General features: G+C 64.2%; 9 protein-coding genes. 4 read left to right on the top strand and 5 right to left on the bottom strand.

The features are described from left to right. Nucleotides 1–78 precede the first annotated feature (78 nt). Genes R8871_RS22765 through R8871_RS22775 form a run of 3 tightly spaced genes read left to right on the top strand, consistent with a single transcriptional unit; the run spans nt 79 to nt 5,395 of the window. Complete coding sequence (locus tag R8871_RS22765) at nt 79–663, top strand: DUF2760 domain-containing protein (RefSeq protein WP_175052475.1); 585 nt, start codon at nt 79–81, stop codon at nt 661–663. Beyond that, nucleotides 660–2,510: an Hsp70 family protein gene (locus R8871_RS22770; protein ID WP_175052476.1), complete on the top strand. Its 1,851-nt coding sequence runs from the start codon at nt 660–662 to the stop codon at nt 2,508–2,510. Before R8871_RS22765 ends, R8871_RS22770 begins: the two co-directional genes overlap by 4 nt. Next, nucleotides 2,507–5,395, top strand: coding sequence for an Hsp70 family protein (locus R8871_RS22775; protein WP_175052477.1), 2,889 nt, complete (start codon nt 2,507–2,509; stop codon nt 5,393–5,395). The genes R8871_RS22770 and R8871_RS22775 overlap by 4 nt, the downstream gene beginning before the upstream one ends. A gap of 31 nt (nt 5,396–5,426) precedes the next feature. On the opposite strand, the gene R8871_RS22780 is transcribed toward R8871_RS22775, so the two are convergent. From R8871_RS22780 to R8871_RS22790, 3 genes are all read right to left on the bottom strand, one after another. After that, on the bottom strand, nt 5,427–6,458 hold the full coding sequence (locus tag R8871_RS22780) for a diguanylate cyclase (RefSeq protein ID WP_175052478.1): 1,032 nt from the start codon (nt 6,456–6,458) through the stop codon (nt 5,427–5,429). A 284-nt stretch (nt 6,459–6,742) separates the two neighbouring features. Beyond that, the gene (gene phnX, locus R8871_RS22785) at nt 6,743–7,546 is read right to left on the bottom strand and encodes a phosphonoacetaldehyde hydrolase (RefSeq protein ID WP_054041481.1); all 804 of its coding nucleotides are present in this window, start codon (nt 7,544–7,546) and stop codon (nt 6,743–6,745) included. 76 nt (nt 7,547–7,622) lie between these two features. Beyond that, entirely contained in the window at nt 7,623–8,798 is a 1,176-nt protein-coding gene (locus tag R8871_RS22790; protein ID WP_175052560.1) for a 2-aminoethylphosphonate--pyruvate transaminase, read from the bottom strand. A gap of 172 nt (nt 8,799–8,970) precedes the next feature. Between R8871_RS22790 and R8871_RS22795 the strand changes: the two genes are divergently transcribed. Beyond that, the gene (locus R8871_RS22795; protein ID WP_175052479.1) at nt 8,971–9,852 is read left to right on the top strand and encodes a LysR substrate-binding domain-containing protein; all 882 of its coding nucleotides are present in this window, start codon (nt 8,971–8,973) and stop codon (nt 9,850–9,852) included. Nucleotides 9,853–9,980: 128 nt separating this feature from the next. Here R8871_RS22795 and R8871_RS22800 read toward each other — a convergent pair whose 3' ends face one another. Continuing rightward, a complete protein-coding gene (locus R8871_RS22800; protein WP_175052480.1) occupies nt 9,981–10,727 on the bottom strand; it encodes a glucose 1-dehydrogenase in 747 nt (248 codons plus the stop codon). A gap of 253 nt (nt 10,728–10,980) precedes the next feature. Further along, nucleotides 10,981–12,003 carry a histone deacetylase family protein gene (locus tag R8871_RS22805; RefSeq protein WP_175052481.1) on the bottom strand — a complete coding sequence of 341 codons (1,023 nt, stop codon included), beginning with the start codon at nt 12,001–12,003 and terminating at the stop codon, nt 10,981–10,983. Between the last annotated feature and the right edge of the window lie 20 nt (nt 12,004–12,023).

Below are 12,023 nucleotides of genomic sequence, written 5' to 3' on the forward strand. Positions count from 1 at the left end.
CAATCAGGCACGTCGGACCTGTCGCGTGCGGCGCAGCCAGGACAGCTCGTCCTTTAACAGAGCCCCTCAGGAGCATTCATGACCGATTCGAACCCGTCTTTCCTCGGCAGGATTTCACTTGCCGTCAGTACGTTTTTCAGCATCCTCGGCGATGGCGAATTCGCCGCCGGCGTGCTGCGTCTGCGTAACGGTGGCACCGCCGGTGGCGCCGCCCCCGCACCCACGCCCGCTCCCGCTGCGGCCCCTGCCCCTGCCCCGCAACCGGCGCCCATGCTGAAGGAAGCGAGCCCGGACGCCGCACTCCAACTGCTCGGCCTGCTGCAACGCGACGCGCGCTTCATCGATTTCGTCGAAGAAGACATCAAGGCCTATAGCGACGCCGACATCGGCGCCGCCGCCCGCCTCGTGCACGACGGCTGCCGCACGACGCTGCGCGAGCACTTCACGATCCGTCCGGTGCGCGACGAAGCCGAAGGCAGCCGCGTGACGCTGGCCGAAGGCTTCGACGCCACCTCGATTCGCCTGACCGGCAATGTGGTCGGCAAGGCGCCGTTTAACGGCAGCATTAGCCACCGCGGCTGGCGTGTCGACGAAGTGCGTCTGCCGAAGCTGACCGACAGCCACAATGCCAAGGTGATCGCACCGGCCGAGGTGGAGCTATGAGCGACGCACGCTTCTCGATCGGTATCGACCTGGGCACCACGCACTGCGCGCTGTCCTACGTGGACACCACCGCCAGCGACGGCGAAAAGACCACGCAAGGCGTGCTGCCGGTCGCACAACTCACAGGCCCGGGCGCGATCGACAACCTCGATCTGCTGCCGTCGTTCCTCTACCTGCCGCATCCGGACGAACTCGCCTCGGGCGACCTGTACCTGCCGTGGACCGGCCAGCGCGAATTCGCAGTTGGCGAGTTCGCCCGCAGCCGCGGCGCGGCCACGCCGATCCGGCTCGTGTCGAGCGCCAAGAGCTGGTTGTGCCATCCGGGCGTCGACCGTCGCGCGGCGATTCTGCCGAACGACGCGCCACCCGAAGTCGCGCGCGTGTCGCCGCTCGAAAGCTCGGTGCGCTATCTGACGCACCTGCGCGAAGCATGGGATCACGCGCATCCGGACGCACCGTTCAGCCAGCAGGACATCACGGTGACGATCCCGGCGTCGTTCGATCCGGCCGCGCGCGAATTGACCGCCGAAGCAGCTGAGGCCGCCGGTTACGGCCGCATGACGCTGCTCGAAGAACCGCAAGCAGCGCTGTATAGCTGGATCCAGAAGAGCGGCGGCCAGTGGCGCAAGCAGGTCAAGGTCGGCGACATCATTCTCGTGGTCGACGTGGGCGGCGGCACAACCGACCTCTCGCTGATCGCCGTGATCGAGCGCGAAGGTAATCTCGAACTGCATCGCGTTGCAGTCGGCGAACACATTCTGCTCGGCGGCGACAACATGGACCTGGCGCTTGCCCATGTGGTCGCGCGCAAACTTGCGGCGCAAGGTACCCAGGCCGACGCGTGGCAACTGCGCGCCCTCACCTATGCCTGCCGCTCGGCGAAGGAAACGCTGCTGAGCGATCCGTCGACGGATACCGTGCCGCTCGTCGTGCCGAGCCGCGGTTCGAAGCTGATCGGCGGTTCGATCCGCACCGAACTCACGCGCGCGGAGCTGACCCAGACGATCCTCGAAGGCTTTTTCCCGCAGGTGGAGAGCGCCGCGCGTCCGGTGAGCCGCGCGCGTGCCGGTCTGACGCAACTCGGCCTGCCGTATGCACAGGACGCGGGCATCACGCGGCATCTGGCGGCTTTCCTTGGCCGTCAGGTGGGCGCGCTGGCCGAACTCGAAGGTTTGCGCGATATCGCCACGGCGGAAGGTGCAACGTTCCTGCATCCCACCGCCGTGCTCTTCAACGGTGGTGTGTTCAAGTCGCCGCTGCTGGTCGAGCGGATCATGGGCACGCTCAATGGCTGGCTCGGTGCCGAAGGTGCGCCGCAAGCACGCCTGCTCGAAGGCGCAGATCTGGATCTCGCCGTCGCGCGCGGCGCGGCTTATTACGGCTATGTACGGCGCGGCCAGGGCGTGCGCATTCGTGGGGGCACCGCACGCGCGTACTACATCGCGATCGAATCGGCGATGCCCGCCGTCCCCGGTCTCGAGCCGCCGGTGCAGGCGCTGTGCGTCGCACCGTTCGGCATGGAAGAAGGTACGGACGCTGAATTACCGGCGCAGGAATTCGGGCTGGTTGTCGGCGAACCGGTGCACTTCCGCTTCTTCGGCTCGTCGGTGCGTCGTCAGGATCAGGTCGGCACGCTGCTCGACTTCTGGGGCCCCGAGGAATTGCAGGAGCTCGAAGAAATCCAGGCGACGCTGCCGTCCGCCGGCCGCACCGCTGGTGAAGTCGTGCCGGTGAAACTGCATGCGCGGGTGACGGAAGCCGGCACGCTCGAACTCGAAGCCGTGCCGCGCGGCACCGACGAACGTTGGAAGGTCGAGTTCGACGTGCGCGGCAACGCCAATGCATGACTGAAGTGAAGCAGAAGCGCTACAGCGTCGGCATTGATCTCGGCACCAGTAATACGGTGCTGGCCTATGCCGCGCTGGGCTCGCAGGAAATTCGCGTCTTCGAGATCGATCAGTTGGTGAGTCTCGGCGAAGTCGCCGCGCGGCCGTTGCTGCCTTCGGTGAGGTATCACGCGGCGCCGGGCGAGTTGAATGCGGGCGATCTGCAGTTGCCCTGGCGCGCGCCTGACGGTTCGACCGGCAACGCTGCCGGAAGTCAGCAGGATCCACCCGTAGTGATCGGCAGGCTCGCGCGTGCCCTCGGTGGCCAGGTGCCCGGGCGGCTGGTAGCCAGTGCGAAAAGCTGGCTGTCGCACGCGTCGGTGGACCGGGTCGCGCCGATCCTGCCGTGGGGCGCCGCGGACGATGTCCGTAAGGTCTCGCCGGTCGAAGCCAGCGCGAGCTATCTGGCGCACGTGCGGGCCGCCTGGAATCAACGCTTTCCCGACGCGCCGCTCGAAGCGCAAGACGTCGTGCTGACGGTGCCCGCTTCTTTCGACGAAGGCGCGCGAGCGCTAACGGTGGAAGCGGCACGCATGGCGGGCCTGCCCACGTTAAGGCTGCTCGAAGAGCCGCAGGCCGCGTTCTACGACTGGCTGTTTCATCATCGCGAAAGCCTTGCGACCGAACTGTCGGACACGCGGCTCGTGCTGATCTGCGACGTGGGCGGCGGCACGACCGACCTCACGCTGATCGAAGTCCGCATGCGTGACGGCGAGCCGGAGCTCACGCGTATCGGCGTGGGCAATCATCTGATGCTCGGCGGCGACAACATGGATCTCGCGCTCGCGCATCGGGTCGAGTCGCGTTTGCCGCAAGCGGGCAACGAGCGCACGCGTCTATCGGCGGCGAGCCTCTCGCAACTGGTCGAGCGTTGCCGCGGCGCGAAGGAACAACTGCTCGGCCCAGACGCGCCGGAGTCGGCGTCGATCACGCTGCTCGGCGCGGGCTCGAAGCTGATCGGCGGTGCACGCACGGCGCAGGTCACGCGTGAGGAAGTCGAGCAGATCATCGTCGATGGATTCTTTCCGGCGGTGGCATCGAACGGGCGGCCCGGCAGGCCGCGTGGCGCGATCGTCGAGTTCGGCCTGCCCTATGCCACCGACGCGGCGGTTACGCGTCATATCGCCGCGTTTCTGAACCGCTTCGCGGCGCAGTCGCGTAAGGCGCTGGGTTCGGCTACCGATTCCTCCGCGCTTCCTTCCGATACGGGCGAAGCTCAGGGCGAGCCTTTGCCGGTGCCCGACACGCTGTTACTGAACGGCGGCGTGTTCCGTGCTGAAGCGCTCGCGCAGCGCCTGTCCAGCACGTTGGGCACGTGGCGCGGCGAACCGCTCAACGTTCTGCACAACGACAATCCCGACGTCGCCGTGGCGCGTGGCGCGGTCGCTTATGCTCTCGCCCGCGCGGGCCAGGCGCCGAAAATCGGTGGCGGCTCGGCACGCAGTTACTTCCTCGTGCTGGACGAAACCGGCGATGGCGCACGCGACACCGAACCCACGCAACGCGGCATCTGCCTGCTGCCGCGCGGCACCGAAGAAGGTCACGAAATCCGGATCGAAGACCGTACGTTCGCGCTGCGCCTCGGCCACCCTGTGCGTTTTCACCTGGCCTCTTCAAGCGCGGACACGATCTATCAACCAGGCGAGATGGCCGACCTTGCACAAGGCGATTTTGTTCGGCTGCCGCCTGTTGCGACGATCGTGCAACCGCGCGGCGCGAGCACGACGCGCGGCGAAACCGCGGTACAGATCGCAACGTCGCTGACCGAAGTAGGCACGCTTGAAGTGCACTGCATCGAACTCGACAATCCGGCGCAGCGCTGGCTGCTCGAATTCCAGTTGCGCCGCGAAGATCCCCAGGTGAACCTGGCGGCAGACCTGGCACAAGCTCGGCACCCCGCACTCGACCAGGCAATCGACCATATCGACCGCTGCTTCGGCACGCGCGCGCAAAACGTCGACCCGAAAGAAATCAAACGCCTGCGCTCGCAACTCGAACAGTTGCTCGGCCCGCGCGACGGATGGAACAGCGCGTTGCTGCGCGAACTATTCGGCGCGCTATGGGAACGCGCGCGGCGCCGGCGGCGTTCGGCGGATCACGAACGCTCGTGGCTGAATCTCGCAGGCTATTGCGTGCGGCCTGGCTTCGGCTATCCGCTCGACGAATGGCGCGTGGAGCAACTCTGGTCGATCTTCGACGACGGCATCCAGTACGTCAACGAAAGCCAGGTCTGGTCAGAATGGTGGACGCTATGGCGCCGCGCTGCGGGCGGCCTCGACGAAAGCGCGCAACTGCGCGTGCTCGACGCGATGGCCTATCTGCAAACGGCCGCGCAATCGCGTCACAAGTTGCCGTTCGACGTGTCGAAAACCGGCTTCACGGATATGGTCCGGCTGAGCGCATCGCTCGAACGCATTCCGGTTGAACGCAAGATCGAGCTTGGCGAGTCCGTGCTCACGCGCCTGAAGAAGCCCGCAGAAAATCATCAGAGCTGGTGGGCGGTCGGCCGCATCGGTGCACGGCGGCCGTTCTATGGCAGCGCGCACAGCGTCGTGCCGCCGGACGTCGCGGCGTCCTGGCTGAACACGATCCTCGCGCTCGACTGGAAGAAGGTCGACCCCGCGGCGTTCGCCGCCGTGCAGATCGCCCGCATGACCGGCGACCGTTCGCGCGACCTGCCGGAAGACCTGCGCCAGGCTGTGGTGCGCAAGCTCGAAGCGATCAATGCGCCGCGCGCATGGATCACCATGGTCGGTGAGACCGTGGAACTCGATGACGCCGACGAAGGCCGTGTGTTTGGTGAATCGCTGCCTGCCGGGTTGCAGCTGATAACGACAGCGCCATAGCGAGACGGCGAGGCGGCGAGACGGCCTGCCCCTAGGCCATCGTCACCAGATTCCTGCCTTCGTGTTTCGAGCGATACAGCGCCCGGTCCGCACTCGCGAAGCCCTCGCGATGCGCCAGCCGAGACCCCTCGGTCATGCGCGTCAACGAGGCGCCCACGCTCACCGTCACCATGCCGAGCGGCGAGGCGCGATGCTCGATCGCCAGGTCTTCGACACCCTGCCGCAGCGCTTCGAGCGTGTCTTCAAGCGCCACCGGCTCCGCTCGCAGCACCAGCAGGCCGAACTCCTCACCCCCCATACGCCCGGCGATGATGCGCTCGCCGTCGGCCGCCGCCTGCATCACCGAGGCCACCTTGCGCAGGCAATGGTCACCGGCCTGATGGCCGTAGGTGTCGTTGTACTGTTTGAACCAGTCCACGTCGACCACCACTGAGCCCATCACGTCGCCCTCGCGTGCGTCTTTCCATTTGCGCGCGATGCTTTCCAGCAGGAAACGGCGGTTGTACAACTGGGTGAGCGGATCGATCGCAGTGGCCGTGCGCATTTTCAGATCGTTTTCGATCATCGCGCGCAGGTGGTAAAACACGCCGCGTTGCGACGCATCGAGGCGGCCGGGTGCGGGGTCCATCGCGCACAGGGCGCCGACGATCTCACCGTTCGGCGCGCGCAGTGCAATCGCCGCGTAAAAACGCACGAAGGGATGGCGCTGCACCAGCATGCATTCGCCGAAACGGGTGTCGTCGTGGGCATCTTCGATGACGAACAGGTCCGCGTCGCGCACCGCATAGTCGGCCAGCGAGCGCGCGCGGGTCACGAGCGGCATCGCCATGCCGACTTCAGCCCGGTAGTGCTGATGCTCCTCATCGAGCAGCGTGATCGCGGTGATCGCCGCACCGGTTACGCTCTTCAGAATTTCCGCTGCGTGGGTGAAGCACTCGCGCATCACCTGATCGTCATGCAACAGCCATTCGATAACCGACGATTCCACTTCGGGTTCGACGGCGACAGACGGATCAACCGACATTCTGCTGGACAGACGGTCATTACTGTAAGCGAGTTGCACGGCTGGGTTCCCGGAAGTGACTAGCTCGTGTCAACGGCATCTGGATCCGAAACTTGAGTGGCAGGAATCGGGTTCATTCAACAGACAATTGCAACCCGTCCTTGCTTAATTCCGATCTTCTGCGCCGCAGCCGAAGCGACTCTCCTTAACGACCACGATCACCTGGCTGATTACTCTCAACAAAAGCGCACAACAAAAAAGCGCACTGTCTCTCAACAGTACGCCTTCGAAAAATACAGCAAGAAAAGTCTACGTCCGTTTACCGAAGCCCGCGCTTCGACAACTTAAGGCCGCTCACCTCGCGCGAGACGCGCATCGATATCGCGCACCACCGGCATCAGATCCGCCACGCTATCGATCACATAATGCGCTCCGGCGGCCTGCAACTTCTGGATCGCCACCTTGCGCCGCCATGCAAACTCATCCGGCGCCAGCGCCTTGACGTCGTCCTCGGCCATGCCGAAAGCATTGCCGCTCACGGCAACACCCACCGCCCACGTGCCGCCGTTGATGCCTTCCTCGATACCCACTTCAGTGTCGTCGACCTTGATCGCATCCTTCGCGCGCCACACGCCCAGTTCCGGCAACGTCTTGTAGATCATGTACGGCGACGGACGCCCTTCCGGCGTGTCACCCGTACACACGATGCTATCCGGCGAAAAACCCTGAGCCGCAGCACCGGGCACGATCTCGGCCATGATTTCGCGCGTATAGCCGGTGGTCGTGCCGATCCTGATATCGTCGCTGCGCAGCGCGCTTGCCACTTCCGCCACGCCCGGGATCACCGAACTGTAGCTTGCGGCCACCGCGATGTTCTTCGGCACAAAGACGTCGTACACGGCGTCGATGTCCGCTTCGCCCGGCTTGTGGCCATACTTGTCGGCCCATGCTTGCGACACGCGCGGCAAGGCCATCAGCGCGGCGATATGCGGACGCTTGGCCATGCCCATCGGGCCGCGTGCTTCGTCGATCGTGATCGACACGCCGAACTGCTCGAACGTCTCGACAAACGCGCCCATCGGCGCCAACGAACCATAATCGACCACCGTGCCGGCCCAATCGAAAATCACTGCTTTTACGTGTTTCATTTACTTCGGTTCTCTGGAAGTTGTAAGGCTCGCGCGACGTGCCGCGCATTTGTATGGCGTACTCAGGCCGCGCTGATCAAGCCGCTTCGGCCAGGGTCTTGCGCTCTTCGAGCGCCGCTGCCGGCGGCGCGGCGTGCGCGACGCCCATCGCTTGCAGCGACTGCGCACAAGCGCGCACCACGCGGTGCATCACGCGCTCATCCACCTGGCCGATGCAACCTATGCGGAAGCTGTCCACCACCGTCAGCTTGCCCGGATAGATGATGAAACCCTGCTTCTTCATCAATTCATAGAAGTGCTCGAATTTGAACGACGGATGCGCCGGCGCGAAAAACGTCACGATGATCGGCGAGCGCCAGCGAGCATTCAGCAACGGCTCGAAGCCGAGTTCCTGCATGCCCGCGACCAGCACGTCGCGATTGTTCGCGTAACGCGCGAGGCGCCCGGCCTGGCCACCTTCGAGCTTGTGCAGACGCAATGCTTCGATAAACGCGGCTACGGTGTGCGTCGGCGGCGTGAAGCGCCATTGGCCCGTGCGGTTCATCACGTCCCACTGATCGTACACGTCGAGCGAGAGCGAATGGCTGCGGCCCTTGGCCTCCTGCAGCGCACTCTTGCGAGCGATCACAAACCCGAAGCCGGGCACGCCCTCGATGCATTTGTTCGCTGACGAGACAAACGCCTCGCAAGGAATCTGACGCACATCGAGCGGCACGGCGCCGAACGCGCTCATCGAGTCGATCAGCAGCTTGCGGCCTTTTTTGGCGGTGGCAGCGGCGATTTCTTCGATCGGATTGAGAATCCCGGAGCTCGTTTCACAATGCACCGCGACCACGTGCGTGATGCGCGGATCGGCGTCCAGCATGCTTTCGACTTCGGCGCCGCGCGGTGGCAGGTAGTCGCCCTTGTCGAGCACCGTGCAGGCGCGGCCGAGATAACCGAGGGTGGTCGCAATGCGCTTGCCGTAGGCGCCGTTGGCCAGCACCAGGGCGTGGCCGTCGCGCGGGATCAGGCTGCCGAGCATGGCTTCGACGCAATAGCTGCCGCTGCCTTGAAGCGGTACGCAGTCGTACTCACCGGCGGTGTCGCCGGCAATGTCCAGCAGGCTGCGGCGCAGTTGAGCGGTCATTGCGCGGAAATCGCCGTCCCACGAACCCCAGTCGCGCAGCATCGCTTCCTTGGTCGAGAACGCCGTGGTCAGCGGTCCCGGCGTCAACAGATACGGCTCGCCCTGAGCCGGCGCCGCGCACATCACGGTTGAAGGCAGTGCCGACACTGTCGGGACGCTGTCGATGACGCTTTCCATGGTCGGAATCTCCGATATCGCTGTTGCGGTCATGACACAGTACAGAAAGGCTGTCCATCGGCAAAATCGATATAATCGATGCTGATATCGCAAAAACTTATCTCTCGGCGAGGCAGACGTGCAATACGCGCAATTGCGGGCCTTTCATGCGGTCGCGGAACACGGCGGGTTTTCCAAAGCGGCGCTGGCGCTGTCGCTCACGCAGCCGGCGGTGTCGGATCACGTGAAGCGGCTCGAGCAGGATTACGGCGTCAAATTGTTCGAGCGCGGCCCGCGCGGTGTCGAAACCACCGAGCTCGGTCTGCGTCTCTTTACCGTGACGCGGCAGATGCTCAGCTGCGAGCGCGATGCGCGGCAACTGCTCGAATCGGCAGGTGGGCTCGAGTCCGGCTCGCTCTCGCTGGCGGCAGACGCGCCCGATCTCGCCGTCGCGCTGATCGGTGCGTTTCGCAAGCTGCATCCGGGGATCGTCGTAACGCTCTCGATCGCCAATGCCGCGGACTGCATGCAGCGCGTGCTGTCGAGCGCGGTCGACGCCGCCATTACCGCCGCCCCACAGGTACATAGCCGGCTCGAGTCACGCGTGCTGCGTCGCGATCCGCTGGTGGCGATGGTGCCGGCGAGCTATGCGGTGGCGAAGAAACGCAAGCTGAGTTACGCGGAACTCGTGCAACAGCCGATGATTTTTCGCGAGCGGCAATCGGTCACGCAGCAGTTGCTGGAAATCGAGTTGGTGCGCGAGTCGTTGCAGGTCGAGCCGGTGATGTATGTGGACGGGCGTGAAGCGCTCGAGGAAGCGGTCGCGCAAGGCATGGGGGTCGGCGTGATCGCACGCGCCGAATTCAAGGAATCGCGGCGGATCAGGATGATTCCGCTTCAGGATTGCCAGGTGCAGATGATCGAATCGCTCACGCGGCTGGCTGAAAGGCCGGGGTCGAATCTGCTGGATGCTTTGTTTGCGGTGGAGCTGACAAGCGCCGCTACTGCGGCAGCGCAATGAAACAATAAGCCGCCGGGCAACGATTGCCCGGCGGCTTTTTCATACGGTCCTGGCGCAGCGGACGCGTGTCGGGGTGGTGCATGGCATCGCCAGACGAACCCACCACGACACGCCGCCCGCCAATCCTGTTACCGCGAACCGCCGCTGGCGATCAGGCTTTCGCCGGTCATCCAGCGCGAGTCGTCGGAGGCGAGGAACACGGTGACGTCGGCGATATCGTCAGGCTGACCGATGCGGCCAAGCGGCGTTGTGCTGACCGCCCAGGCCTCGAAGTCCGAACCGATGAAGCCGGCCGTATGCGTGCCTTCCGTTTCAACCATGCCGGGATTCACCGAGTTGACGCGAATCTTGCGCGGGCCGAGTTCACGTGCGAGCACGCCGGTGATGGCGTCCACCGCGCCCTTGGTGGCCGTATAGACAGAGCTGCCCGGCGGCGTGATGCGGCTGACAACCGAGCTGACGTTCACGATGCTGCCGCCTTCGCCCAGATGCTTCACTGCCGCTTGCGTGACGAGAAGCAGACCCAGCACGTTCACGTCGAAGTGCTTGTGGAAATGCGCTTCGGTGATGTCTTCGATCGGCGCCATCTCATACACGCCGGAATTGTTGACGAGAATGTCGAGGCGGCCATAGGTTTCGACTGCCGAATCGATGATGCCTTTCGCGTCCGCAGCTTTCGAAACATCGCCGCCAACGGCCACTGCCTTGCCACCCGCCGCGGTGATTGCCGCGACCACATCGTCCGCGCCTGCCTTACTGGACGCATAGTTCACCACCACCGATGCACCTTGCGCGGCCAACGCCTTCGCAATTGCGGCGCCGATACCTTTCGATGCGCCCGTTACAACCGCAACCTTACCTGTGAGTTTGCTCATGATCGTTTCCTTTGGATGGAGTTCGCGCCGGCGTCGCTGTCGCGAACATTCGCGGGCTGACGCCGATGAAGCGAGACATGTAGTGGCGCTGTCACTGGACACAATGTAGGCACACTGGCCGCATGGATAAAGCGGCTGGAAACGAATAGATACGTCGGATGAGCCGAACAATCGGAAAGACGTTGGGGGCGGAACGCACGAGGCAAGGTTAGACAAGGGCACCGCGGGTGCCGACGCTGACACCCGCCTGACTTTATCGCTTCGACGCAAACCCGGCGAAGAACGACCGCGCGTTCGCATCGAGCGTTTCGACGTGATACCCGCCTTCCTGCACGATCAACGTCGGCAGTTTCAGCGCACCAATCTGGCCGCCGAGTTGGCCGAAGCCTTCGGTGGTCACCGCTACCATCGATTGCGGATCGTCCTTGTAGATGTCGAAGCCGAGTGCAACGATCAGCACGTCCGGTTGAAAACGTGCGAGTACGCGCAGCGCCGCGTCGAGTTGCTCGAAGAACACGGCTTCCGACGAACCATGCGGCATCGGCAAATTGACGTTATAGCCCTCACCTTTCTCTGCGCCGCGTTCGTCTTCGAACCCCGCCACTACCGGATAGAAATTCGTCGGATCGCCATGGATCGACACGTACAACACGTCGTCACGGCCGTAGAAAATCTCCTGAATGCCCTGGCCGTGGTGCATGTCGGTATCGAGAATCGCGACGCGCCCATATTTTTGCCGCAACGCCTGCGCTGCAACCGCCGCATTGTTCAGATAGCAGAAACCGCCCGCCGCTTCGGCTCGCGCGTGATGACCGGGCGGGCGGCATAACGCGTACGCTTCACCCGCACCGTCGAGAAGCGCCTGCGCGCCGGCCAGCGCGCTCTGCGCCGACCAGTAAGCGGATTCGTAGGTATCCGCGCCGACCGGGCAACTGCCGTCGGCGAGATAGCGTGCAGCTTGCGCCAGCACGCCGCGCAACGGATTGTTCTCGCGGATATACACGTTCGACATCACTTCGTCGCCCCACTCCGCGGGAATCTTTTTCCATTCGCGGTGTGCTTCTTCGAGGAAGCGCAGATAGTTCATGCCATGCACCGCGGCGAGCGGCGCGGCGCCGAAATCCGCCGGTTCCTGCACGTCGAAGCCGAGCTTCTTCACGGCTTCGACGAGCCGCAACGCACGTTCGGGCACTTCCTGCGGCGTGCGCATCTGGCCACGCGACAGATAGCTGCGCGGATGATGCTTCAATTGCGCCGGATGAAAAAACGTCTGCATATTCCAGTTCCTTTGCTTCA

The organism is Paraburkholderia sediminicola (assembly GCF_902859805.1).
Taxonomy (GTDB): Bacteria; Pseudomonadota; Gammaproteobacteria; order Burkholderiales; family Burkholderiaceae; genus Paraburkholderia; species Paraburkholderia sediminicola.

Excerpts from the sequence above, each read along its gene's own strand:
- R8871_RS22805 (WP_175052481.1), bottom strand. The coding sequence starts at position 12,003 with ATGCAGACGTTTTTTCATCCGGCGCAATTGAAGCATCATCCGCGCAGC.
- R8871_RS22790 (WP_175052560.1), bottom strand. The coding sequence starts at position 8,798 with ATGTGCGCGGCGCCGGCTCAGGGCGAGCCGTATCTGTTGACGCCGGGA.
- R8871_RS22800 (WP_175052480.1), bottom strand. The coding sequence starts at position 10,727 with ATGAGCAAACTCACAGGTAAGGTTGCGGTTGTAACGGGCGCATCGAAA.
- phnX (WP_054041481.1), bottom strand. The coding sequence starts at position 7,546 with ATGAAACACGTAAAAGCAGTGATTTTCGATTGGGCCGGCACGGTGGTC.
- R8871_RS22765 (WP_175052475.1), top strand. The coding sequence starts at position 79 with ATGACCGATTCGAACCCGTCTTTCCTCGGCAGGATTTCACTTGCCGTC.
- R8871_RS22770 (WP_175052476.1), top strand. The coding sequence starts at position 660 with ATGAGCGACGCACGCTTCTCGATCGGTATCGACCTGGGCACCACGCAC.
- R8871_RS22775 (WP_175052477.1), top strand. The coding sequence starts at position 2,507 with ATGACTGAAGTGAAGCAGAAGCGCTACAGCGTCGGCATTGATCTCGGC.